This window comes from Paenibacillus helianthi, from assembly GCF_001909055.1.
Classification (GTDB): Bacteria; Bacillota; Bacilli; order Paenibacillales; family Paenibacillaceae; genus Paenibacillus_AQ; species Paenibacillus_AQ helianthi.
In genome coordinates this window covers 1-26677 of record NZ_LVWI01000036.1, presented here as the reverse complement: position 1 = coordinate 26677, position 26677 = coordinate 1, and the positions used below count along the sequence as shown (strand labels likewise).

Annotated in this window: 16 protein-coding genes and 1 tRNA gene; 13 read left to right on the top strand and 4 right to left on the bottom strand. The window is 51.9% G+C overall.

Annotated elements, in window-relative coordinates; all coding sequences use genetic code 11:
• Positions 1-7: 7 nt before the first annotated feature.
• The 4 genes from A3844_RS11325 (at position 8) to A3844_RS11310 (ending at position 11137) form a co-directional block, all read left to right on the top strand.
• A complete protein-coding gene (locus tag A3844_RS11325) occupies positions 8-6355 on the top strand; it encodes an S-layer homology domain-containing protein (protein ID WP_074107458.1) in 6348 nt (2115 codons plus the stop codon).
• A 399-nt stretch (positions 6356-6754) separates the two neighbouring features.
• Positions 6755-7261, top strand: a complete 507-nt coding sequence (locus tag A3844_RS11320) for a hypothetical protein (RefSeq protein ID WP_074107457.1) — start codon at positions 6755-6757, stop codon at positions 7259-7261.
• A 247-nt stretch (positions 7262-7508) separates the two neighbouring features.
• Complete coding sequence (locus A3844_RS11315; protein ID WP_074107456.1) at positions 7509-10295, top strand: glycoside hydrolase family 3 C-terminal domain-containing protein; 2787 nt, start codon at positions 7509-7511, stop codon at positions 10293-10295.
• A gap of 209 nt (positions 10296-10504) precedes the next feature.
• Positions 10505-11137, top strand: coding sequence for a guanylate kinase (locus tag A3844_RS11310; protein ID WP_074100409.1), 633 nt, complete (start codon positions 10505-10507; stop codon positions 11135-11137).
• Positions 11138-11312: 175 nt separating this feature from the next.
• Here the strand turns inward: A3844_RS11310 and A3844_RS11305 are convergent, their stop codons facing one another.
• Positions 11313-11645 carry a winged helix-turn-helix transcriptional regulator gene (locus A3844_RS11305; protein ID WP_074100398.1) on the bottom strand — a complete coding sequence of 111 codons (333 nt, stop codon included), beginning with the start codon at positions 11643-11645 and terminating at the stop codon, positions 11313-11315.
• Positions 11646-11820: 175 nt separating this feature from the next.
• On the opposite strand from A3844_RS11305, the gene A3844_RS11300 reads away from it, so the two are divergent.
• Positions 11821-12468, top strand: a complete 648-nt coding sequence (locus A3844_RS11300; RefSeq protein ID WP_074107455.1) for an NAD(P)H-dependent oxidoreductase — start codon at positions 11821-11823, stop codon at positions 12466-12468.
• An 85-nt stretch (positions 12469-12553) separates the two neighbouring features.
• Here A3844_RS11300 and A3844_RS11295 read toward each other — a convergent pair whose 3' ends face one another.
• Positions 12554-12955: a hypothetical protein gene (locus tag A3844_RS11295; protein ID WP_074088773.1), complete on the bottom strand. Its 402-nt coding sequence runs from the start codon at positions 12953-12955 to the stop codon at positions 12554-12556.
• Between the two features lie 206 nt (positions 12956-13161).
• On the opposite strand from A3844_RS11295, the gene A3844_RS11290 reads away from it, so the two are divergent.
• The gene (locus A3844_RS11290; protein ID WP_074107454.1) at positions 13162-14076 is read left to right on the top strand and encodes an AraC family transcriptional regulator; all 915 of its coding nucleotides are present in this window, start codon (positions 13162-13164) and stop codon (positions 14074-14076) included.
• 68 nt (positions 14077-14144) lie between these two features.
• On the opposite strand, the gene A3844_RS11285 is transcribed toward A3844_RS11290, so the two are convergent.
• On the bottom strand, positions 14145-15935 hold the full coding sequence (locus tag A3844_RS11285; protein ID WP_074107453.1) for a helix-turn-helix transcriptional regulator: 1791 nt from the start codon (positions 15933-15935) through the stop codon (positions 14145-14147).
• 263 nt (positions 15936-16198) lie between these two features.
• Here A3844_RS11285 and A3844_RS11280 point away from each other — a divergent pair, with 263 nt between their 5' ends.
• Positions 16199-17317, top strand: a complete 1119-nt coding sequence (locus A3844_RS11280) for a copper amine oxidase N-terminal domain-containing protein (protein ID WP_074107452.1) — start codon at positions 16199-16201, stop codon at positions 17315-17317.
• 85 nt (positions 17318-17402) lie between these two features.
• Positions 17403-17486, top strand: a tRNA-Leu gene (locus A3844_RS11275).
• A 64-nt stretch (positions 17487-17550) separates the two neighbouring features.
• Here A3844_RS11275 and A3844_RS11270 read toward each other — a convergent pair.
• Positions 17551-18462 carry a helix-turn-helix domain-containing protein gene (locus A3844_RS11270; protein WP_074107451.1) on the bottom strand — a complete coding sequence of 304 codons (912 nt, stop codon included), beginning with the start codon at positions 18460-18462 and terminating at the stop codon, positions 17551-17553.
• A 159-nt stretch (positions 18463-18621) separates the two neighbouring features.
• Here A3844_RS11270 and A3844_RS11265 point away from each other — a divergent pair, with 159 nt between their 5' ends.
• The 5 genes from A3844_RS11265 (at position 18622) to A3844_RS11245 (ending at position 26341) form a co-directional block, all read left to right on the top strand.
• Positions 18622-21762, top strand: coding sequence for an alpha-mannosidase (locus A3844_RS11265; protein WP_074107450.1), 3141 nt, complete (start codon positions 18622-18624; stop codon positions 21760-21762).
• Positions 21763-21802: 40 nt separating this feature from the next.
• The gene (locus A3844_RS11260; RefSeq protein ID WP_074107449.1) at positions 21803-22918 is read left to right on the top strand and encodes a glycoside hydrolase family 88/105 protein; all 1116 of its coding nucleotides are present in this window, start codon (positions 21803-21805) and stop codon (positions 22916-22918) included.
• A 178-nt stretch (positions 22919-23096) separates the two neighbouring features.
• Entirely contained in the window at positions 23097-24146 is a 1050-nt protein-coding gene (iolG, locus tag A3844_RS11255) for an inositol 2-dehydrogenase (protein ID WP_074107448.1), read from the top strand.
• Between the two features lie 37 nt (positions 24147-24183).
• Complete coding sequence (gene iolB / locus A3844_RS11250; protein WP_074107447.1) at positions 24184-25008, top strand: 5-deoxy-glucuronate isomerase; 825 nt, start codon at positions 24184-24186, stop codon at positions 25006-25008.
• A 322-nt stretch (positions 25009-25330) separates the two neighbouring features.
• On the top strand, positions 25331-26341 hold the full coding sequence (locus tag A3844_RS11245; RefSeq protein ID WP_074107446.1) for a LacI family DNA-binding transcriptional regulator: 1011 nt from the start codon (positions 25331-25333) through the stop codon (positions 26339-26341).
• The last annotated feature ends 336 nt before the right edge of the window (positions 26342-26677 follow it).

The following is a 26677-nucleotide window of genomic DNA, read 5'->3' as shown; positions in this document are numbered from 1 at the left end:
GACAAAGATGGCAACAAAGAAATGGAATCGAAAGATTTGGGTAGCGGCCTTGTGTACGGCCGTTACCCTGAATGCCGGCATTGTGCCGGCATCGGCGAACTATACGACGGATTTTGTGCATAAAGGGGTAGGCACGGATTACGGTCCGGCGAAGTGGAAGGATAGCAACCAAATCGTCAAGCAGCCGGTGGATTTCAGCCTGGAGACTATCGGACAGATGATGAAGAAAATGGAGGACTTTGATTTTTCCAAGTTCGCCAAAGACAATGCTGACCTGCCGTGGCTTGATTCACTGCTGGTCAATAGCGGCGTCATTCCCGACGATAATGGCGGTGACGACAGCAGCGCTAATATGCTGTTCAGCCGCGGCAGCGCCCTGTACATGAAGACACAGGACAATTCGCAGCTTGGCTTTGTCGGCACAGTGCATTATGCGGATACGCTCAACAAGGATACGATGTACAACATCTCTCTGTCGACGGGCGGCCTGGTGGAGGACAAGGACAAACGCAATAATTATCCCAGCCACGAGGATCAGACCTATACCAGCGGCGGACTGGAAATCAACCAGCGTAAATTCATTTCCGCCTACAACAGTGCCGTTACCCTGCTGAAGCTTACCAATAAGGGAAGCCAGCCGGTCACAGTAACGATGACGGTCAAATCGCCATTTGTCTCCAAGGCGGAAGGTGATGAACTCATTGGCAATCGGGTTGCCGCTCCGATCATGGTCGGACGGGCCGGTGAAAAGTATGTGGAAGCAATGTCCTATGTCGATGTTCACTTAAGCGGAGACGGCATGAGTCCAGCGGGCAACGATCTCGTCAAAGAGATTACCGTTCCGGCCGGCGGATCGGTTGACCAGAAGGTCGTCATGGGCTGGCTGGCAGATGAGATTCCTGCCTCCAAGACGCAATATGCCGACTTCAAGGCAGCTAATAATGAAAAGGCTTTCTCCGATCAGGTTAAGCAGTACAACGAGTGGTGGGCACAAAACATTCCGTACATTGACGTCCCTGACGAGAATGTGAAGAAGGTGCTTTACTATCGCTGGTGGAGCAACCGCTATAATCTGCTGGAGGCCAACATTCCCGGCAATGACTGGCAGTTCCCGATGAATATGGAGGGGGTACTCGGCTATAACAACGGCATCACGGTCAGCGTGCCGTGGGCGCTGCAGGATTTGAAATGGCTGCGTGATCCATCTTATGCCTACGGCACATGGCTGGCCCAAGGCGAATATTCCGAGAATGCCAACTATAAGAATAACCCTGGCCGGCCCAACATCTGGACCTGGGATATGATGCAGAACTCCTCGCAGGTAGGCTGGGAAGCTTACAAAATCTACGGCGGCGGGGATAAGGTGTTGAAGAAATTCGCTGATTTCTCAGCGAACGATGTAACTGGCACGCTGGCTCATTTCAAGGGTACAGACCCGGACCTGGTCTACTATAACCACGGGCCGATTACCGGCAACGACGGCGACACGGTCTCGATGCACTGGAAAGGCGGCGGCAACTATGCCCGTCTGGACGGATCGTCCACAGAGTATGCCAATGCAGTAGCCGCACAACAAATGTATGAGCAGCTTGGCGATAAGACAAAGGCCGCGCAGATGAAGGAGATTGCCGGCAAGATCCAGCAGGCCATTTTGACGAATATGTGGTATGACAATAAGGACTTTGACGGCGACGGTAAAGCGGATACCAACGGAGACGGCAGCTTTTTGCATAAAAAAGTGGAAGGCAGCAAGGATGTATTCGATCCGTGGCGCGACAACAACATGTTCGTGTTCAACTTCGGCGTCGTGCCAAAGGCAGGGGAGACTGGATATGAGTCCAAGTATTTGACCCAACTGTACGATTACGCTGATCCGGATTATTATCCGATCTTCCCGTTCTTCACTGCTGATCAAAACAGCATTATGAAGCGGGTGGATGCGTTCAAGAACGGCGAGACGGATGCCTTCGGCACCGACCAGTTCGCTTGGTGTAACTTCGGCAATTATATCAATACTATTCGTGCTTCACTGCGCTATTATCCGGTGAACAACATCAACAGTGACACCTATAAAACACTGTTCGACTGGGGTGCATGGCTGCATACAGTGAATCCGGGCGATACGGATCATCTGGATTCCAATGAGTTCTTCTGGCTGGAGGATTATTTCTTCGGCACACCTTGGACCAAGGATAACCCGCCGAACCCGAGCGGCAAAATGGTACGGGCATGGATTCACCACGATACGCTGGGCATGATGAATTACACGGTCATGGAGGATATGGCCGGACTGCAGCCGAGAACGGATGACAAAATCGAGCTGTGGCCGATCAATGTCAAATATGATCACTTCGCAGTGGACAATGTGCGTTATCATGATGCCAACCTGTCGATTGTCTGGCAGGACCCGGCAAAATATTCGGACAGCAATCCTTACTACAAAGGTATTCCAGCCGGTTATTCACTCTTCATTAATGGCGAGCGTGTGATGACCACCAATGAAATGTCGCATATCATTTTTGATACAGCTACAGGCAAAGTGGAGAAACCTTCGGGTGATGTTCCGGGCGCCGTAGGCGATAACTCGAAGACACAGGTATTATTCCAAAAAGGCAGCGCTATCAAACTGGCCGCAGCTGATGAGACTTCCCTGGCCGGCAATGAAAAAGCGGTTGATATGTTCAACAAAGCCGGTGTTGACGTTGTGCACAGCGGTGAGAATCTGGCGCTTGCGGCTGGAACCACTGTTGAATCCAGTTATATCAAGAGCGGATCGGATGTGAAAAATCTGGCGGACGGTTCAACGATTGCTTCTATTAATCATACGTCCAATACAGCTTTGTTCGGCGGATCGCCGAATCCGTCCGATACAGTGACCTTCAAGTTCGACAGCACTCATAAGGTAGATAACGTGAAGGTCTACTTCTACAACGACCGGCGTCCTAATGGCTATGACGCTCCGCAGACCTTCGGTGTGGAATATCTGGATGCCGATGGTACGACCTGGAAACCGGTGGAGGGGCAATTCCGTTATCCGGATTATGTAACCTCCAACTACAACAATGTGGAGTTCAAGGCGGTGGATACGGCAGCGATTCGCGTCAATTTCACCCATGCTTCAGGTTTTGGAACCGGCATCAAGGAAATTCAGATTTACAACAACAATCTACAAGTTACGCCTGCGGCCAACCGTGCGCCGAAGGTGATGCTGGATACGCCGGTGAAGGTGGAGCAGGACGCTCCGCTGACCCTTGTACCGACCATTCAGGATGACGGCCTGCCCAGCGGCAAGCTGACCTATCAGTGGAAGCTTGTCTCCGGTGAAGGCCAGGTTGAAGCGCCTGTGCTGGATCAAGCTGTCCTGAAAGCCACGTTCAAGACGGTAGGTGAATATAAATATGAGCTGAGCGTCAGCGACGGAGATCAGGTTACTAAAGTCGATGTACCGGTTACCGTGTTTGTAGCGACCGCCGAATTGTCCGACATGATTGCGAAATTCGCGGATAGGAATTCGGAGCAGGGACCACTTGTGCGGAATCAGAACGACTTTACGCCTGAATCGTGGCAGGGGCTGCAAACTACGCTGACCGCGGCCAAGGCGCTGCTTGCCAAAGACCAATACACCCTGGAGGAAGTGCAGGCCACAACGGACCAGCTGCGGTCGGCCATAGATAGCCTGCGCTACAGAAATGCGGCTCTGCTGGCAACGCCAAGCGCCTCGTATACTTCAGCTTGGGAGAATGTGTACGCAATCAATGACGGTTATATCCCGCTTATTTCAAATGGTCTTGGCGACAAGGATATTGAAACCCAATATGGAAACTGGGGCGGTCCCGGCAGCAGCCACTGGGTACAATACTCGTGGAAACGTCCGGTGACTCTCTCCGGAAGCTCGCTGTATTTCTTCGATGATGGCGGCGGAGTAATCGTTCCTGCCGACTACAGCTTCGAATATTGGGACAGCGCGGCGGGTAAATTCGTACCTGTCAGCGGTCTGAGCGAGAAGAAGATGGAGAAGGACAGCTTCAACGAGGTCACCTTTAATGAGGTTACGACCGACAAGCTGCGGCTGACGATGGTGAAGCAAGGCGGCTCCTATACCGGACTTAAGGAATGGCGCGCCATTTCGGCCAAATCCGGCGGGGAAGAGCCGATTCCGGCCGATCACGGAGCGATTACAGCCATTGAGCCGGTCTCAGTCAATACAACGGTAAACGTAATGCCAGTTCTGCCTGCCAAAGTGACTGTAACCTATGCGGACAAAACAAGAGGGCAGGCAAGCGTGGTGTGGGATGAAGTTCCACCGAACAAGCTGACCATTGCCACCGACTTTGTTGTTCTGGGCAAGGTGGAAGGAAGCGAGCTGCGGGCAAGCTGCCGCATCTATGTCAAGTATGACAAGACGCGTCTGAAAACGGCGATCGACACGGCTGCCGACCCGGCAGTGAACGAAGATAACTACAGCGGAACGCCGGAACAGTGGGATGCGCTGCACGCCGCTCTGCTGGCTGCAACAGAGGTCTACAAAAATGACTCATCCACCGAAGGCGATATTGATACGGCTTACAAAGCGTTGAAGAACGCTTTTGAAGCGCTCAAGCCGGTAGAGGAGCACAATGCTTCCATCAGCGGCATCACGATTCCGGGCGGTTCGCTGGATCAGGTGGCGAAGGAAATTATTGTGCCTGAGACTACGACCCTGAAGCAGTTGACAGAGGGATTGACTGTACGGGCTGGAGTTACCTTTGCCGTCTATGAAAGCGATGCTGCCACTCTGGCAACGGATTTGAAAACGGGATACAAAGTGAAGGTAACGGCTGCCGATCAGACTACAACGCACACCTATACGCTGACGCTTGTAACTGTGAATCTGCCGGTTAATACCAGTCTGTTGGAGGAAAAGCTTAAAGAAGCAAAAGGTTTGAAGCAGGAGCTGTATACCGAAGCGAGCTGGACGGTACTCGCAGAAGCCATTAGCCATGCCTCGCTTCTGCTGGAGAGCGGGACCGCTACACAGGCGGATATTGATGCGGCGTTAAGCGGACTGGCGTCGGCAATTGGCGGGTTGAAGCTGCTTCCGTCAGCAACGCCGACGCCGACGCCATCACCGACGCCAACGGCTACGCCGTACGTTCCATCGTCCGGTTCCGGCACAAGTTCGCCTACACCGAAACCAAGCCCTAGCGCGACCGCTGCCGTAAGCAATGGCAGTATCGCCGTGCAGCCGGTTGTGTTGGCGGACGGAACGGTCAAAGCGCAGGTAGCTGCTGGTGATATCGAAGCTGCCGCCAAGGACATCAAAGACGGCACGTTGACAGTCACCGTTAAAGCGGCAGCGGGCGTGAAGCAAGTGGCAGTAGAACTTCCGCTGCAAGCGCTGGCCGCAGCGAAAGCAGTGACCACGCTGAAGCTTGAGACCGGCTCTGCGAATGTGACTCTGCCGCAGAGCTTCCTGAAATCGTACACGGGTAACAGCAGCCTAACGTTGCTGGTCAAAGCCGTGGACGTTGCGGGCCTGCCAGCGCAAGCGGGCGCCCTCAAGGGAGCGGGAACGCTCAGCGATATCACGCTGAATATTGACGGAGCAGCGCTTCCGGCTACCGCGCTGCAAGCGAAGGGCATCAAGCTGGCACTGCCTTATGTGCTGAAGGCCGGCGACAAAGGCCATCAAGTGGTCGCCTACACGCTGAGTGATGCCGGAACAGCCAAGATTGTTGCAGGCGGCAAGTATAATGCCGCCACCGGAATGTTCGAATTCAACATGAAGCATAACGGAACCTATGCGATTTTCTGCCCGAATGTTGCCTTTACCGATGTAGCGAACGTGGGCTGGGCAGCGGACAGCATTGAGGCGCTGGCAGCCAGAGGGGCTATCCAAGGAACGGAAGCAGGCGCATTTAAGCCGGGAGCTAACGTGACCCGTGCGGAATTCATCAAAATGTTGATGAACGTGTTCGGTCTGCTGGATGAGACGGCTGTCCCTGCATTCAGTGATGTGAAATCGGGAGCCTGGTACACCGGCCCGATTGCCAGCGCACAAAAGCTGGGCATTGTGAAAGGAAAAGCTGACGGCTCCTTCGGGGTCAATGAGCAAATTACCCGCCAGGAAATGGCCATAATGATCTACCGCCTCGCAGGTATCGTGAATGTTCCACTGAAGGGTGAAACCGGAGTGGCGACCACTCCGTTCACCGACCTGAAGCAATTGCCGCAGGATGCCGCTGAAGCGGTGGAGGCGGTGCGCAGCGGCGGACTGATCAACGGCATGCCGGATGGACGCTTTGTCCCAGAAGGACAAGCTACCCGTGCGCAAGCAGCGGCTGTTATCTACCGGCTGCTTGGTCAAGCCGAATAAGCGGCTGACTGGACACTTTAAGCATCAGCAAGACTGAAATCAACAAAACGGCTGTCTCCAGCAGATTTTTCTGCTAGTGAGACAGCCGTTTTTATTTTTGAAACTATGAAAATGGTTCGAAGTTCCACGTTTTCCTTTGGTTCCAGAAAAAACATACATATGTTGTCTTAACTGCTCTTACGGGCGGTTCAAATGCGGACATTAAGTATAGGGGAACATTAGGGCAGTTGAGGCCACTAGGAGACGAGCAAATAGCTGAGCGAGATTCTCTCTCGCATCGATACATATGGAAAACGTAAGTCTTTTTTTGAAATAGTTGACAATACTTCACTAACAATATATATTTAATACATTATTAACCAATTAATACATCGAAGAAAATGAGGGGGAAGTAATTTTATGAAGAAAAGAAGTGCTTTTTTTGCGACATTATCTTTAGCTATGATAACAACAGCGATAACTGCTTTTGCTTCACCAAGTACAACTCAGGAGAATGTAACTCCTGAATCAAATGTAAGTCCCATTAGTAATCCTTTTGTCGAAGGTCAATTGATAAGCCCATTTGTTATTGATACGTCCAACCCCATTGGGGGTACCGTAACGGGAGGCGCAGTTGTACCAAAAACCTTTACTATTAATGGTGGATTTGGCCATATTAAACTGCTTATGAAAAACTATAGTAGCAGTTCAGTTACTGTTAGCTTAACACACAAAAATTCAGGTTGGGTATATTTTTCCGAGGTAATTTCAGGAAATGGATCCATTACGTGGAAAAATTTCGAACATGGTTACGAACAAGGCATGCGTGGTGGAGACTATACGCTTCAATGGAGTGGTGGCGGTAGTAACGTTAATGGAGAATTTTTCGGAAAAACTGGTTCATCTATTTCCGATGTTACAAATTAATTCAAGTTTTGCTGTTGAGAAAGCTCCCGATTCCCGGGGGCTTTTTTTATGCTATAGCACCTCCTGCTAGAGATCGTCTGAGCATAACAGCGGCCGGAAGTCCAAACATTCTCCGCAGTCACGACCAAATCCCGCTTGGACAAAATCTCAAGTACAGTTTGTATAGACCACAATCCCTTTGATTCTTGATAGGGGATTCTTTATAGTAAGATATGGATAAGGAAATGACAATCAGGAGGAAACAAATTTGACTACACAGCAATTAGGAGTTCCATTAGAGGGTTTTGCAGAATTCAGCCGGACCGTAGGTGCGGAAGGCGCGGTGCTGCTGCGCAATGAAGGCCAGGTGCTTCCGCTGCGCGGTGGTGAAACCGTTTCGGTTTTTGGCAGAACTCAAGTGAATTATTACCGCAGCGGTACAGGCTCAGGCGGAAGCGTGCATGTCTCGTATACAACCAATGTATTGGATGGACTGCGAAGTAAGAAGAATCTGGCTGTCAATGAAGAGCTGGCGGCCGTCTACGAGAAGTGGATTCAGCAGAATCCGTTTGACAATGGCGGCGGAGCCTGGGCAGCAGAGCCTTGGCACCAGAAGGAAATGCCGCTAACGGATGAGCTGGTATCGCAGGCAAGAAGCAAATCGGACAAGGCGGTTATCGTCATTGGACGTACGGCGGGAGAAGATCAGGATAATGCTGACGCGCCGGGGAGCTACAAGTTGACGGCAGATGAACAGACGATGCTGAAGCAGGTGACGGCTTATTTCGAGCAAACGGTCGTTGTGCTGAATGTCTCGAATATTATCGATATGAGCTGGCTGAACGATAACAGCTATGCGCACCCTATTCCAAGTGTGATTTACTCCTGGCACGGCGGGATGGAAGGGGGCAATGCCATTGCCGATGTACTGGCAGGAGAAGTGACGCCAAGCGGTAAATTGACGGATACGATTGCTTATTCGATCAAGGACTATCCTTCGACTGCAAACTACGGTAATGAATTCAAAAACTTTTATCAGGAAGATATTTATGTGGGGTACCGTTATTTTGAAACCTTCTGTCCGGAAAAGGTTCAGTTTGAGTTCGGCTACGGGATTTCCTACACTACGTTCTCCATCGAGCCGGAAGAAGCCAGGCTGGTCAGCCGGGCAGGCAAGACCTTCGCTGAGATTGGGGTAACCGTAACGAATACGGGAACCGATTTTGCCGGAAAAGAGGTTGTACAGGTCTATTACGAAGCTCCGCAAGGCAAGCTGGGACAACCGGCCAAAGTGCTGGCAGCCTTCGGAAAGACCGGGGTTCTTCAGCCGGGAGAGTCGCAGCGTCTGACAGTGAGCTTCCCGGTTCATTCGATGGCCTCCTATGATGACGCTGGCGTGACCGGGCATCCTTCGGCCTATGTGCTGGAAGCGGGAACCTACCGTATTTATGTAGGAAGCAGCATTAAAAAGGCAGCAGAAGTTCAGGTAGAGGGACGCAGCGGTTATGTACTGGAGGCTCTTGAGGTGGTGGAGCAGCTGCAGGAAGCGCTGGCGCCAACCGAAGGGTTCACCCGGATGATGCCTGGAGCCCGCAAGGAAGACGGTTCCTATGAATTGGTATACGCTGCCGTTCCAACACGCAAGGTTTCGATGAAAGAGCGGATTGAGCAGAATCTGCCTGCAACGCTTACGCAGACCGGGTATCAAGGCTATACCTTAAGAGATGTGCATGACGGAAAAGTAGAGATGACCACGTTCATCGCCCAACTGAGCGACCAGGATCTCGCGGTAATCGTCAGAGGCGAAGGGATGAGCAGTCCGCTGGTTACACCGGGTACAGCGTCGGCCTTTGGCGGGGTCAGCGACCAGCTGTTCAGCTATGGTATTCCGGTAGCTTGTACCGCAGACGGCCCTTCCGGGATCCGGATGGACAGCGGACACAAGGCGACTCAGGTTCCCATTGGAACGCTGCTTGCGGCAACCTGGAATGCGGAACTGGTTGAAGAGCTCTATGTCATGGAAGGCCTGGAGCTGGTTAGAAACAGCGTGGACACTTTGCTTGGACCAGGGCTGAATATCCGCCGCAGTCCGCTGAATGGACGCAACTTTGAGTATTTTTCGGAGGACCCGCTGATTTCAGGCGTCTTTGCGGCGGCATGCACACGCGGGATTATGAAAGGCGGCTCTAATGCCACCCTGAAGCACTTCGCCTGCAACAACCAGGAGAAGCACCGCAGCAAGGTGGATGCTATCGTATCGGAACGCGCGGTCCGCGAGATTTATCTTAAGGGCTTTGAGATTGCGGTAAAAGAAGGCGGCGCGAACTCGATCATGACCTCCTATAATCCGGTGAACGGACATTGGGCTGCTTCCAATTATGATCTGAATACCACGATTCTCCGCGGAGAATGGGGCTTCCAAGGTATCGTAATGACGGACTGGTGGGCGATTATGAACGATGTTGTGGATGGAGGCCCGGCAGACCGCAAGTATATGAACTGGATGGTCCGTGCCCAAAATGACGTATACATGGTTGTCAGCAATTATGGCTCGGAAGTCAACGCTTATGATGACAACACCCTGGATTCACTGGATAATGGCTCACTGACCCGTGGAGAGCTTCAGCGCTCTGCTATGAACATCTGCCGGTTCATTATGAATGCGCCGGTGTTCACAAGACCCCATGTAAGTGAGGAAACGGTGGAGAGCTTCAAGGCGAATCCTGCCCTTTCGGAAGAATTGGCGCAATCTCTGACCGGGAATGCCCAGGTGAAACCTTCCAAAGCGGGATCGACCTTTGTAAAAGTGGAACAAGCAGGGGGGTACCGGATTATCGTGGGTATCATGTCCACAGAGACGGAATTGGCGCAAAGCGCATGCAATGTGACCTTGAACGGTCAGATGATGGCGACCATTCAGACGAACGGTACGGACGGTAGATGGATCAAGCAGAAGCTTGTGAAGATTGAGCTGGAAGCGGGTCTGTATGAGCTGAAATTGGATTTTGTGAAGCCGGGTCTTCAGATCGACTGGATCGAATTCAAGCAAGTGTAAGCAGCTTTCATTTGATAAATAAGAGGGAGAAGAGAGTATCTTAAGGGTACTCTCTTTTTGCTGTTTTCAGAGGGGCAACTAAAAGGGGCTCATTGGAGGGATTTGGAGATATTTGTCGAATTAACTATAGGTATAGCTTGTATGTGAAGGAGGTGAATCCCGGTGCTGTTGTCAAAAGCTTGCGCAGACATAGGCATACGGGAAAGGCAATGTGGAACTGGCTAAAAACATCCAAAGCATCGGCGATCCAAGAGGATACTCAGAACCAACCGGCTGAGACCCTTATAGAATCTTCCCATCCCAAGATCATTATTATCACTGGAACCAGCGGTTCGGGTCGGAAAAGTATTGCCAAGCAGCTTAGTGCTTCGCTGGGAATCCCCTACATCCTTCCGTACACTACACGTGCGGCCCGCCCGCAAGAGGAGGATGGGCAACATTATCATTTTATCTCTGACGGCGAGTTTCAGGCGATGGTAGAGACAAATGCATTTTTCCAGAGGGTCCATTTGGAGCGGGGGCACTACGGAATTGCATTGGCAGACCTCGAACAAGGCATTGAAGAGCATAAAGCCGTCATCGTTGTAGTGAATCATGAAGGCGCCAGCGCATTTCGGAAGAAATACGGCGAGGAGGCCTTGCGGATTTTCATATACGTCACGAAGAATGATATCCAGCTTCGGTTGGAGCGGGAAGCGGTGCCGTACGGCATTGTGGATGAATATCTGGGGAATTATACGGAGGAAGTGGCCTTTAAAAGGGAGTCGGAGTATCTGCTGCAGAACATGGAACCGGAGCTCACGGTCCAGAAAATTAAGGAGTTCTTACAGACGAAAATATAGGCGGCGGGGAATTCGTATCCCCATCATAGAGGGATGTCTCAAAGCCATAAAGTGGCTGTGTGAGACATCTCTTTTTTTGCAAATATAAGGATTTATATGTTTCACGCTATAAAGATTCTTCCTGGTGGTCAAAAGATAAGCAGATGGCATCAGACTGTCCCGCTTCATGGGGAGATTACTGCTCCGCAGGAGCCAGATGAACCTCTCCCCAGTCATACATACTGCGCAGGATGGGAACGAAGTTCTCACCGGTGGCGGTTAGGGAATACTCTACACGGGGAGGGATTTCCTTGAAAACCTCACGGTGCACAAAACCGTCCTCCTCAAGCTCCCTTAGCTGTTTGGTCAGCATCGCCTGGGTGATATCAGGAAAGGTGCGTTTGATCTGCCCGAACCGTTTGGGCCCGACCGACAGATACCATAGAATCACGATTTTCCATTTGCCTCCGACGATTTTTTGCACCTTGGTTAAGGGACAGCTTGTAACAAAATCAGTATTCTTACTCATTTTGATTCTCCTCATTACTGCATATATGCGCTGAAAAGCCTATCAATTCAATTAGTATGATTTATGATAGTATATACTATAAAACTGCCTACTTGTCCTTTGGATACTATGGGCTTAACATTACCTTAGCATTAAGGCATTGGCAAGTCATTGATATATTCTGGAGGCGAACAGCGTGAATATTAGTATTTTATACGGTCATCCGTATGATAAAAGCTTTAACAAAGCGATTCTGCAGCAGGTTACTGCTCATCTGGAACTGCGGGGGGCTGCGGTCAAGGTGAAGGATCTGATACAGCTGTCCTTTGATCCGGTGCTCGAACTGAAGGATTTGGAAGCCAAGTTCACCAAGGTATTGCCGGAAGACGTAGCGAAGGAGCAGGGGGACTTATTATGGGCTGATGCGCTGATTATTATTTCTCCTGTATGGTGGGGAGGATTTCCGGCTGTCATTAAGGGATATATCGACCGGGTGTTCACAACAGCGCTGGTCCGTTCTGCGGAGGGGGTATACGGACTGGAGGGCAAACGTGCGTACTCTATTTTTACAACAGGCTCTTCAGAGGACTACATCCGCACCTCCCGGCAAAAGGACATGCTCTACGCGGCCAACGACAATCTGTTCGGTTTCGCCAAGTTTGCGGATGCTGAGCTTAAGCTGCTGTATTCGGTACCGCGTGTAACACCGGAAGAGCGGCAGGCGATGCTGCTGGAGGTTAACCAATTTGTCGACCGTATCTTTGATCTGAAGCCGGGAGAAGGGGAAAGCACGAAGGATAGTCCTTCCCATCTGGCTTTGGTGGAGGATTTGGCTAAGCATTGAGGAGACAGGCTGGATGATAGGCAGCGCAGACCAAAAGACACCTCAAGGGGTGTCTTTTGTACTTTTGCTCATCTGGATTGCAAGCTCAGCCGTTGTTTCCCATTAACCCCTTCAGTCCATTGAAAAAAGGTCTAATGGTCTTGATCATCCCGTAGCCCATCTTCATTACCGGCATCGCCTTCTGGATAAATCCCAGGAAGCGTAAACCGCCGCCGAGCCCTGACGCTAAGCCTGCGCCTGCTCCCGAGCCGCCCAGGAGTGAGCCGATAAGCGGCATGAATGCGGAGATTTCTGCTTTTTGCCGGCGGCTGGACCGCTTTTTACCGGATGCTTGGGTTGTACTTGTATGGGGTCTGGAGAGAATCAGTATGTCCTTTTCTACCCCGGTTATATAGCCTACATACGAACGTCCGTCATGAAGTGTAATGCAGACCGGCCGGCCCTTCAGCGCCTTGGCCCGCTTGCGCATTGTAGTTGGCTGTCCCATGTGTCGTTCACCTCTTCGCTCTATTTACTCCTATATTACTCAGAGAATGGCTTGTGGCTTGTGCGAACGGGAAATTTTCTTAGGGAAAAAAGGGGGGGAGGACTGGAGAGAACTTCTATAGAATTAGGAAGTGAAGCACTGCAATTCAAGTCAAAACTACAACAGCCGGCTCTGCTAAGATCGATAGTGAAAGGAGGGAGCACCGCATGTACGAATGGAATGAGATGGTTCAGTTCATGGTGGATTGGGTGGACGGGGATCTTGCCACAGTGCCTTCACTTCTGACAATGTCGGAGCAGCTCGGCTATTCGCCATATTACTGCACGAAACAGTTTCACTCGCTGACCGGAATGACCCTGCGGGATTACATCTGGCAGCGAAGAATCAGCCGCGCCGCTCTGGAGCTGCGGGACACGGATGCCCGTATACTGGACATTGCCGTGAAGTTCGGCTTTTCGTCACAGGAAGCGCTCACGCGGGCGTTTGTGAAGGCTTTTAAGATTACACCGTATGCTTACCGGAAGGCACCCAGGCCCATTCCGCTCGCGATTCGCTCTGAAGTGTTCTCCCCTTATCATTATTTGATCAAGGAGCGGGATAAGATGAGACAGGTGCATTTGCAGGAAGCGGAAATCAAGATTGAGCGCATACCGGCCCATAAGTTCATTGGGATCTGGGATGTTGAAGTATCGGACTATGGACAGTTCTGGGGGAACGGGCACGATTGTGATGAGGTATCGGGAACGCTGGAAAGTATGTCTCATCATACTCTGCCTGGACAGCTTGGCCAAACGGCGGGCTGGTTCTATCAGAACGGGCAAAAAGGGTACCTGTACGGAATCCCTGTGGCGGAGGACTATAACGGGGAAATCCCTGAGGGAATGCAGGTCAGAGAGATCCCGGAATCCGAGTACCTGGTCTTCTTCCACCCGCCCTTTGATTATCTGAAGGACAACGGTGAGGTGATGCGGACTGTCGAGCAGGTAGCCTGGAGCTATAATCCGGAGAGTATGGGCTACCAGTGGGACGAGGACTCCAAGCAGGATTATCAGCGCCACTTCCCGGAGGGATACGGGTATGCAGTGCTGCGGCCGGTAAAGAAGCTGCCCATTGAAGATTGAAGCCCGGCAAAAGGATTACTCGAAAAAAGAGAAGCGTTCCTGCGCTTCTCTTTAGGTCTTTAAGTACACTATAATCTTTCAGCTAATGTTCCAAGTACTTCCTTAGCAAGTGTCTCTCCGCGAAATTCCAAAGCTGCCACTGTCTGAAGCAGTTCGGCTTGCTGTTCCCGCTGTTCCCGGGTCCATGACTGCTTAGAGGAACCGGATTTGACAGAAGCGGGATCAGTCATGCATTTGTAAAAGCCTGCAAGCAGCAAGGAGATCTGTGCGTACAATTCAGCCAGTTCGGACAGAGCCCGGGATCCAGGATGGTTATCCAGCAGCGGCAGGGATTCTTGCAGGTAAGCGGCAGCGCTTCTGCGGGCATCGGTTAATCCCATCATGCAAAAGTGGTTCACCCCCAGTCTGCGTGCAAAGTTCTTGTCACTTGCGTTCCTATACCAGGCATCCTCCAAGAGCCCTTCCTGCCAGGCCTCAAAAGCCTTGTAACCAAGGCTGTAGCCGCTATTCCCGGCAGCATTCATCGAATCCACCTTGATTCTGAGCGAAGCATACAGATTATCTAATGCTGACGGGACATGCCCCTGGCTGCCTATACGAACGAGCATGTAAGGCCAATGGTCCACGTTCAGGTAACCCTTGCTGACCTTCATGTCTTCCAGAAACTCCGGATCATTGCGAAGCTCCTCAAAGGTTTCATCGTCAAAATAACTGCGGCACAGCAGAGTACCGCCAGCATCCAAATACCCGGTGATCACCCCCCATTCGGGAGCGACCCGCAGGTTGATGGCTATGGGAAGCTGATGATTACGCAGGCTCTCCAGGATGTTGTGCTTTTCCAATCTGCGCTCTTCAGGATTCAGATGGTTGGCCCAAGTGGCAGTTAGCCCATAGGCGCTAAACGCCGGATCGGAGTAGTTATAGGCCACAAGTGCATCGGCCGAGCTGTAATCCCACATAGGTGTAAAAGAAATTCTCCAGCACGCCCCCGACACACCCATAATCTGCTCGTAGGTAGTATCCACTCCTCTTGCTGTCAGAGACAAAAGAAGTGCCCCGGCCCAGGAGCAGTCCATGTCTTTGCCAAAGCCCAGCCGGCCTACCCCTTCTATAATGCAGTGCTCCTGAGGAGATTCCATTCGAAAGAGCCGGGTCCGGTCTGGAGTATAGTGAATCCGCTCGCCTTCCGCACAGCTTAACGCATGAATGCCTTCCTCATTCAGATATAGAAGCAGCAGGTAGTCATTGCCATCATTGTCGATCAGACTTGGAAAAAGCTCGTGGCTGGCGGTGAACTGCTTCCACTGAAAAAACGCATAATGCTTCATCTTGTTTAGTACATTGCGGCTCGCCTGTTCATTGCCGTAGGCGGCGAATACGATATCAAGCTCGCTTTGACTGGCAGCATAGCCTGTGGAATGAATATCAAGGGTAAGCAGATTGTCGTTCAGCACATAAGTAGCATAGACTCCCGAAGGAGTCTCATATTTCAGGAGCAGCAGCTTCAGACGGTCGCTCTTGATGGATTCGGGAAAAGTTAACTTACTGACCGCAAGGTTCAATCTGCTGCCGACAACGAATTGATTAACAAAATGGGTGACATCATAGGCCTCCTGGCCATCGGTATAGACAGCGCTAAGTACGACCAGCTTTTGGGGCAGCAAAATACTGTCTATAGAGTGGCCCAATATGCTGGATAATAGTGGAAGCGTGGTGGTTTCGGGCAGTGATTTACCCGTTTCCCATTTGGAAACTGCCTGGGGACTAACATTTAGCTGTTCCGCCAGTTGTTCCTGTGACATGTGTTTTTCTTTACGGAGTCTGGCAATCCGCTTGCCTACTTGTTCGCTGCTGATCATAGTACATCTCCCAAGGTTCAATTCGACGTCGTAGGTCTATTATAATTCCATCCTCTTGAAAGAACATGGATTAATGGTTGGGTAGAAGCGGAAAAAAGCAACCACAGGTTGAACTGGATGCTATGATCTGTAACGGGAGGAGAGCCTCTCTTGGTTAGATAGAACATGAACCGCTGAAAGAGCATTGTTCTGACTGGTAGCATCTGCTATATTCGTATAGGAAATCTTCGATTGAGATTCAGCATATTAAGGAGAATACATAAATGAAGAGAATTGCCTGCTCCGTTGGAATCTGTTTTCTTTTGGCAGCCGTCCTTGCATGCAGTGCTTTGAAGCCGGTACAGGTGTCTGCAGAGCGGAGCATCATCAGATGTTATTTGGATGGGCTGGAGCTTAGCCTGGAAACCTCCCCTGTGATTAAGGATGGGGTTACATATGTGCCTATGCGGGGGATTTTTGAAGCACTTGGGGCGACGATGCAGTGGGAGCCTTCCACACGGGTAGTTACAGCTGCCAAAGGAGATATAACAATCCTCTATCGCCTTAATGAAGGGGAGCTATGGGTAAATGGCGGCAAGAGCAGCCTGGTCATGAAAAGCATCACAGAGCAGTACCGTACGCTCGTGCCCCTCAAGTTGATCAGTGAAGCACTCGGCGTAAAAGCGGTATGGGTTCAGGCGGCAAAAGCTGTGTATTTGATCTCCAATCTGGAAGTGCCCCATCCTCAATCATCCTCAACGCTGGTACCGCCTGCTGCTGCAAAGGAAATGATATCCTTGCAGGGCGCGGTACGCTCGGGTTCCATATATGATGAGCGGCATCAGCTAAAAATTAGTGTGGAGCATTACGGCATAAAAGATAACCAGCTGTACAGCTATCTCAGGATTACAAATAACAATAATATTTCTGCAGAGGTTAGTCTGGGTCCAAGTGATAAGAAAATTATCCGAACGATCAGCAAGGAAAAAGACCCCATGCCGAATGTGGCTCTGGCCAATTGTACAATAGTGACAGGTCATAATGTGAATGGTGTACCGATTCTGGCGGAGGACCCGAATTGTGTGAATACTAATCAGGCGCAGCAGTCTGTCTTCAAAGAGTGGCAAAAGAACAACAGCGGAGTTTCGGTGTCAGGCAGCAGTGTTGTCTGGGTAAGACGGTATGTACAAGACGCCGAAGGCGGATTGCACAATCTGGTTATTCCGGCCAATTCAACGGAGGATCTGATTGTTGTGGCTGCAACGGGGGGAGCAAGTCAGGTAACCTTGGAGGGAAGCTATCAATCAGGAAATGCCAGAGCAGAATTCCAGCTGAACTATGAAGCCCCACCTTCACTTGACTTTGGGCAATATGAACTGATCTACACCATGCCTGTAAACTAGAGTGTAGAATTCATTTTTTGAAAAAACGCTTGCTCTCCCGCCAAATTCATGATATATTACTTCTTGCGTTGCATTTCATTAATTTGCGGTCATGGCGGAATTGGCAGACGCGCTGGCTTCAGGTGCCAGTGGTAGCAATATCGTGGAGGTTCGAGTCCTCTTGACCGCATACTAACAAAAAAGCTTCTGTACTGCTCATCTGGGCAGCGCAGAAGCTTTTTTTTGTTTTCCGTTCAATAGGACAGCGCGGTTGAGGCTGAAGGGGACGAGGCCTGTTGCTTGCGGAACCCGGAGGGAGACATGCCGCTCAGCTTGTGGAATACCCGGTTAAACTGGGAGAAGCTGTTGAAGCCGCACTGTTCAGCGATCACAGAAATCCTAAGCCGGGTGCTGATCAGCAGCTGCTGGGCATTGCGGATACGGGTCATTTGGATATACTCGGTCAGTGTAGAGCCGGTGACCGTCTTGAACTGATGTGATAAATAATAAGGGCTGATGTAGAACTCCCTGGAGATCGAATCCAGAGACAGCTCGCTGTTGAAATGACTGTGGATGTATGCGGTGACCGAATATATTTTTTGCATGATGGAATTCCCCACTTCTTCCAGGACATAGCTGTTCCGCTCTCTTTGCTGGTACAGGGCACACAGAAATTGCTGAAACAAGCTGTGAATCAGTACAGGATTCAGGGGAGAAGCGCCATGTGACAAGGTGAAGATGGAGTTAAGAGGATCAAAAACAGCTCTCCGTGACTCGCCACTCAAACGGTAGATTGGCACTTCCTCTCCAAAAGAGAGAAACATATTCTTGTAAGCGGTTTCTAGACCGGGTATATTTTTGGGCATCGCGAAGTTAATGATCAGCCTTTTGTGGGGCGGACCTACCGGATATTGTGTCTTGTGCAGCCGGTGCGGACGAAGCAGAACGATATCATATTGCTGAAGGGCATACGCATTCCCCTCGATCATATGGGTGGCTCTGGAATCCATTAATATATGAATCTCGTAAAAGTCATGAAAATGCTGAAACTCCATATTGATGTTATGGGACCGCTGGTCATAATCAAAATAATAAAAAAGCGAATCAGCCGGTGTGTTGATGCTTACGCTATATCCTTGCTCATACAACAAGTCGCTATCAAGCATATCCTGGTCGCCGCCTTAATCTGTAGTATGGACCTATTATAAATCCAGAAAAGCAAGATATGCAATGTATGAGGGGGATCATAGCAAATATAACGTAGTTTTTGAGGAGAGGGATTTGCTATATTGGCTGTATGAAAGCGGATACAAGGAGTGGTGATCATGTTTTTGACCGAAGAGAAGCTGATCCGGCGTCAGGCGGAGATTGGAAAGTACAGATATCGCAAGCTGCTGGAGATTGAGGAACTGGAATTCGCAGAGGATGAAGACGGGGCTAACGGTGTGTATCCTGAGGCCGTTTCCTTTGATGGCACAATCAAGCTGGAGGAGCACTGGCGCGGGCGCGACCGTTATGTCTGGCTGCGTACTGTGGTCGAGATGCCTATAAGTACACCCGGCTTCAAAATTGCCGGAAGGTTCGACTTCGGCAAGTCGGGGAGCTTCAACAACTCGGGGTTTGAATCGTTGCTGTTTGTGAACGGGGAGCCTTATCAGGGCGTGGATAACAACCACAGGGAGGTTATTTTTGGGCCGGAGCTAGGCGGGCAGACGGTGGAGCTTGTCTTCCGGCTGTGGTCTGGTCTTGAGGGCGGAGGCCCCGCCGTTATTCAGGATCACCGGATTAGCGAGGCGATGATTGGCTACCTGGATGAAACGATTGATGATTTGTGCTATCTGTCACAGGCAGCGCTGGACACGTACCGGTATCTGGGCAGCGACCAGCCGGAGAAGCAATGGCTGAAAAAAGCGCTGAACGACGCCTTTCGTGAAATTGACTGGTCGGAGCCCGGATCAGAAGCCCACGAAATGTCCCTGTACCGTGCCGGGGCCAGCCTGAACCGCGCTGTGGATGCTATGCCCAAAACCTTTGACATGACGATTACAGCCGTTGGTCATACCCATATTGATATTGCGTGGCTGTGGCAGCTAAAGCATACGCGGGAGAAAATAGCACGGTCCTTCTCTACCGTACTGCGGCTGATGGAGGAGTTCCCGGAATATCAGTTCCTGCAGACGCAGCCGCAATTGTACGACTATCTGAAGCGTGATTACCCCGAACTGTACGGACGGATCTCGGAGAAAATCAAGGAAGGCCGCTGGGAAGCCGAAGGAGCCATGTGGCTGGAGTCGGATTGTAATATTCCGTCCGGTGAATCCTTGGTCCGTCAGATTGTGGCGGGGAAGCGCTACTTCCGGGAAGAGTTCGGGATCGAAAGCAAGTATTTGTGGCTGCCGGATGTATTCGGATACAGCTGGGCATTGCCGCAGATTTTGCGCAAGTCGGGGATCTCTACGTTCATGACGACCAAGATCAGCTGGAACCAGTTCAACCGGATGCCGCATGATACGTTCTGGTGGCGCGGGCTTGACGGTTCCGAAATTTTGACGCACTTCATTACCACTTCGGAGAAGAACGGAGATGCTTATACGTACAACGGCCGGATGACTGCCGCATTGCTGCGGGGGATCTGGAATTCGTATCAGGATAAGGACATCAATGATAACCTGATGTTCACTTATGGCTGGGGCGACGGGGGCGGTGGGCCTACGCGGGAAATGCTGGAGCTTCGGCGGCGGTTCGACAAGCTGCCAGGGATGCCTAAGCTGAATATGGGCAGCGCAGGAGAGTATTTTGACGGGCTGCATGAACGGATCGAAAATACTGAAGCCTATGTGCATACCTGGAACGGCGAGTTATATTTTGAATGCCACAGGGGGACATACACCTCTCAGGCCAAGAATAAAAAATACAACCGGCGGCTGGAATTGCTGCTGCGCGATGCAGAGTGGCTGCATACGCTCACCGGTGTCCGGCGAGGTGATCTTGAAACCGGTTACCCGGCAGAAGAACTCCGCGGGATATGGGAAATCCTCCTGCGCAACCAGTTCCATGATATTATCCCCGGCTCGTCAATTAAAGAAGTCTATGAGGATAGTGATCTTGAATATGCGGAAGGGGAGGCGCGGTCACTGGCTTTAATTAACGGCTGTAGTGAAGCCGCAGGCACCGCCGCCGGGCAAGAGCGTCTTACGCTGCTGAACAGCTCTATCTGGAATCGTCCGCGGTATGCCGAGTTGCCGGACGAATCTGCAGATGACACTGTCATCTGTGATAAGGCCGGGCAGCCTCTGGAACAGCAGCGGACGGCAGACGGGGGAAGGCTGGTGTATATTCCCTCCCTGCCTGCTCTTGGCACGGCCGTTCTGCAATATGGACGGGGGGAACGGGCTGGCGCCGGCCTCGAGGGGGAATTGCCGCTTGCGGATGCCGCCGGCAACCGCCTGATAACGCCGCTGGTTGAGGTGGCCTGGAATGAACAGGGACATTTCACCTCTATCTGTGACCGCCGCAACGGCCGTGAGCTCTTGGCACCCGGAAAGCGCGGCAATGTGCTTCAGGTATTTGAGGACAAACCGCTGGATTTTGAAGCCTGGGACATTGATATCTTCTACCAGGAGAAAATGACAGAAATTTCGCAGCTTGAAGAATGCAAGCTGACCGAGAACGGTCCGCTAAGGGCGGTCCTGCGTATGGTCTGGACGTACCATCGCTCAACCATCACCCAGAGAATCGTGTTCTACCGGGACACGGCAAGAATTGATTTCCAGACTGAGATGGACTGGCATGGTCATAACCAATTGCTGAAAGTGGCGTTTCCGGTGGATATTCATGCTGTGGAAGCTACCTACGATATTCAGTTCGGCAATGTGAAACGGCCGACGCACTGGAACACAAGCTGGGATTATGCCCGTTTCGAAACGGTAGCCCACCAATGGGCAGATCTCAGCGAGAAGGGCTATGGCGTAGCCCTGCTGAATGATTGCAAATACGGCTATGACATCAAGGACAGCGTGATGCGGCTGACGTTATTGAAATCAGCAGTCCATCCCAATCCTGAGCAGGATCAGGGCCAGCATGCCTTCACTTATGCGCTTTATCCGCATACCGGTGATTTTGTGGATGGCGGGGTTGTCCAGGAGGCTTGGGAATTGAATAATCCCCTGCGTACGGTTCCGGGAGAGCTGGAGGGCGATGCCTTGTTCTCTATCGAGGGCAAACATGTGCTGGCCGATGCCATCAAGCGTTCGGAGGATGGCAGCCATGTTGTGCTGCGCCTGCATGAATACGCTGGTTCGCAGACCCGGGTCCGCGTGGAGAGCGCTTATCCCATTGCATCCTGGCAGGAATGTAATCTGATGGAGGAACCGCAGGGTGATTGGCAGGCAGGTGATTTTGTATTCCAGATCAAGCCTTATGAGATTAAGACTTTTAGAATAGATATGGGGAAAAGAGCAAACTGATAGAAAAGAATCTACAGCGGGAGAGGGAGCGGAGTGCACGATGGATAACTACCGGGTGAACAAGGACGAAATCGTTGAAAAGCTGAATCAAGTAACGAATAAGCTGCTGAAGCTGGAACGGCCGGATAATGAAGCAGAGTTGCAGAACTTAGGAGAGGATGCGGGACGACGGGGATATTTTGCCCGTGATTTCGGCATGGAAGAATGGGATTGGCCGCAGGGAGTGGGGCTGTATGGCCTTCAAAAGCTGGAACGGTATTTCAGGGATGACCGTCATGAGAGTTATGCGAAGCCGTGGATGGCCCGTCAACTGGAGAAGGGGCTGCCAAGCCGGAATATCAATACAACCGCCCCGCTGTTGTCGCTAATGGAACTGGAGGAAGCGGAGGCCTTAAGCCTTAAATGGATCGAGTGGCTGATGAATGGCCTGCCCCGGACGAAGGAGCTGGGTTATCAGCATGTCACAACGGGAGCCAGCAAGCATGAAATTACGCTTCATGACAATGAAATTTGGATTGATACGCTGTTTATGGCTATTTTGTTCACGGCTAAAATGGGTGTGAAATATGATAACGCCGAATGGAGACAAGCGTCGCTGCACCAGCTGCTGCTGCATATCAAATATTTGTATGACAAAAAGACGGGTCTGTTCTTCCATGGCTGGCATTTTGCCGGCCGCCATAATTTCAGCGAAGCCTTCTGGTGCCGCGGTAATGGCTGGTTCGCACTCGGCCTGCCGGAGTACCTGGAGCTGATGCGCCCGTACCTGGACAGCGGAGTTTTCACCTATCTTCAGCAGATTCTGCACGCACAGGCAGAGGCGCTATTGGCCTGCCAGAGCGGGGATGGCCTGTGGCATACCCTGCTGGATGACCCGGACAGCTATACGGAAACTTCCGGGTCAGCAGCCATCGCAGCCGGTATTCTTCAGGGTGCGCGCAGAGGGCTGCTGCCTGAGTCATATGCTAACCAGGCCCTGAGCGCGATCCGGGCTGTACTAGGCAGAATTGACGGTGAGGGCACGGTGCTTGGTGTATCCGGCGGGACACCGATTGGTGCGGCAAAAGAAGATTACAAGCAGATCATTATTGCCCCTATGGCCTATGGCCAGGCGATGGCTATCGTCGCGCTGGGAGAAGCGCTGCATTATTGCTGATTCAGTGTTCTGCATGCATCGCGCTGGGCGAAGGAGTATATTACTGTTAATGCTGTGCCCTGCATGCAGTTCCATCTGGCCAAAAGAAATAAAGAAATTTTGCTTGTAGCATTGGTGTGCTTGGAGTATACTATTCCCGGGAAGGTTAAGCGCTTACCCCATAGGAGGATAAGCGAAAATGGTAAATCCGATCGTAGTAGGGATTATTGGCGCAGGCAGAATCGGTCGCCTACATGCAGATAATCTGCGTGTGATGCCGTCGTTTAAACTGAAATCAATCGCAGAAGCTATGGTAGGTGAGGAACTGCTGGAGTGGGCAGAAAGCCGCAACCTTGGCTCTGTATTTACAAATGGGGAAGATTTGCTGAATGACCCTGAGATCGAAGCGGTGTTCATCTGCACGCCAACGGATACCCATGCATACTGGATCGAGCAGGCTGCCCGTGCTCATAAGAGCATTTTTTGTGAGAAACCGATCAGCCTCTCGTCAGAGCAGACCAGCCGGGCACTGCAGATTGCCAAGGAAGAAGGCGTACTGCTTCAAGTCGGCTTCAACCGCCGGATGGACCCGAGCTTCCGCAAGCTGAAGCAACTGGTTCAGTCCGGACAACTGGGCAAGCCCCATATCGTGAAGATCACTTCGCGTGATCCGCAGCCACCCGGTGAGGCTTATGTCCTTTCTTCCGGCGGTATGTTTATGGATATGACGATTCACGATTTTGATATGGCCCGTTACCTGATGGGTGAGGAAGTGGTTGAGGTGTACACCCGGGGTGCCAATCTGGTTGACCCGATGTTCGGGCGCTGTGGTGATGTAGATACAGCCGTCATCACGCTGACCTTTGCCAGCGGCGCGATCTGTGTCATTGATAACAGCCGGAAGGCCGTCTATGGCTACGACCAGCGGGTAGAGGTGTTCGGTTCCCACGGATCGGCCACCGCCGACAACTGCCGTCCAACTACGGTGGAGGTGTCCACCGCGAGCTCTGTCACCCGCGATCAGCCGCAGCATTTCTTCCTCGAGCGGTACAATCAGGCATTTACGGATGAGATTGCCGCATTTGCACAGGCGGTTCGCCTGCAGGAGCCGCTCATTTGCAGCGGCATGGACGGCCAGCAAGCGGAACGGATTGCTGAAGCTGCTAAGGAATCGCACCTGACCGGGCTCCCGGTTAAGTTGTCACACCATGCAGGAGAGGGTACGCCAGCAACGAGCCAGGTATTGTAAGCGGATGCACACCTGAAGACAGAGGAGGCCGGTGAAGATGTCCAAATTAATCATTAAGGCCGGAGCACCCGGCAAGGATGGACTTGTGGCGGCAGTGAGCAAGGAGAGCGCCGGATGGAAATATGTAGGTTTTGAAGTGTATCAGCTGCAGGCCGGGGAACTATTAAGCCGAAGTGCAGAAGGAAATGAGATCTGCCTGGTGCTGCTGGCAGGCAAGGCTGATGTAAAGGTAGATGGCATAGACTTCTCCGGCATTGGTGAGCGCATGTCTGTGTTTGAGGATGTGGCGCCGTATGCGGTGTACGTTCCCGCAGGAGCCCATTATGAAGTTACCGCCCTGACAGAGCTGGAGCTTGCCGCATGTCTGGCGCCAGGGACGGGCAAATATTCACCCCGGCTGATCGCTCCTTCTGACGCTGTGGCCGAGAACCGGGGGTTTGGCAGTATGTCGCGCCGGGTGGTCAACATCCTTCCGGAGCAGAGTGAAGCGGAGAGTCTGCTGGTGGTCGAGGTGCGTACGGGCGGCGGCAACTGGTCCAGCTATCCCCCGCATAAACATGATCAGGACAATCTGCCGGCAGAGTCCTATCTGGAAGAGACATACTACCACCGGGTCAATCCTGCCCATGGCTTTGTGGTGCAGCGGGTGTACAATGATGACCGCAGCCTGGACGAGACGATGGCCGTGGCTGACCGCAGCATTGTGCTGGTTCCGGAAGGGTATCATCCGGTATCCGCGCCGCCGGGCTACGATTCTTATTATCTTAACGTGATGGCAGGCCCCGTCCGTACCTGGGTCTTCCACAATGATCCGGATCATGAGTGGTTGTTCGCGGCGCAGCAGCCGGACAAACGGGAATAATCAATGGGCTGGCCAAAGAGGGGCTTCCGCAGGGCGGAGGGCCCTCTTTGGTGCTGATATAAGGAAGAGTATGTGTCACGCCATCATTCTTTTATTCCCCGCTAAGGACGGATGTCTGACTCGATTCGCAGTATTGCTGCTTCGGAAGCATAAGAAAAGGACGGCAAAGCCGATTCCACTGGGTAAGTGGTCGAAGCGCAGAGCCGGGCGAGATACCCGGCTGCAACTGACTAGTACGGCACTGCATAATAGACACCGTCTGGCGAGTTCCCTATAATCAAACGTATAAGATTGCAAGAAGGTAAAGGCGGGCCTATTAACGATGAAACCTACGATATATGATGTGGCACGTGAAGCAGGAGTTTCTATCGCTACAGTGTCCAAGGTGCTGAATAAGAGCGGGAGGATCAGCGACAAGACGCGGCAGAAGGTCAGCAGTATTATGGAAGAGCTGAATTACCAGCCCAGCATGGTGGCTTCTGCACTGACGAGCCGCCGGACAGGAACGATCGGGCTGATGATTCCCGATATTGCCAATCCTTTTTTTGCCGAAGCAGCCCGCGGTATTGAGGATTACGCCCAGGGGCAGGGAAGCGACTTGATCGTCTGTAGTACGGACCGGGACGATGAGAAGGCGGCAAGGTATATCTCGCTGCTTTTGCGCAAACGGGTCGATGGCCTGATTATCGCCTCTCATGTCGGGAATCCCGACATGATCCGCCGTCTGCTGGCCGATCATGTGCCGCTCGTGCTATTCTCGGCGGATATCCGTATGATGGAGAGCAACTCTGTCACGGTAGATGACTATAAGGGCGGCTATCAGGCAACGGAATATTTGCTGTCCCTGGGACACCGCAAGCTCGGCATCATCTCCGACAATCTGCCGGGAAGCAAGCTGCGCGCCGAAGGCTTCCTGGATGCGCTGAAGGCTGCGGGCGTCCCCTTTGATAATCCGGCGAATATTACACATACTTCGGCCACACTGGAGAATGGCCGGAAAGCGGCTGCGGCGATGCTGGGCCAGGCAGAGAAGGAGCGTCCGACAGCGGTGTTTGCCTGCAACGATCTGCTCGCTATCGGGGTATTGAAGGAGGCGCGCGGCTTAGGGTTGTCTATTCCCCGCGATCTGTCCGTAGTGGGCTTTGACAATACCATGCTGGCTGAGATTTGCCATCCTTCCTTGACCAGCATTGCCCAGCCCCTGCGTGAGATGACAGAGCAGGCTATGATCCTGCTGAACCAGGCTATCGATAATCCGGAGAGTCCCAAGCGCAAAATCATGCTGATGCCGGAGCTGGTTGTCCGTCATTCCACGGGTCCGGTGCCGCATTAAGAAGTAAAGGAAGCCAAGCTGCGCCCGAAACCAAGCTGCGCCCGAAGCCAGGGCGCTCATCATTATGCAGGCTTGTTCTCCGCTACCCAGCGGTGGACAGGCTTTTTGTTGTTGCATACCTTGAGCGGACGAGCCTTCCTCAGGAAACCTTGGGCTTTCGGCGGATCAATGCTTCCGAGGCTAGTTTTGCTAAGTGTGCTCAAGGTAGCTGATGCTATTGAACTTTTAAGGAATGCGGAATCCTTAGGCGGGAGGGGGAGTGGCAAGGGCAAGGGCAAGGGCAAGGGCAAGGGCAAGGGCAAGGGCAATGCGGGGATAGGGGATGGAAGAAGGAGT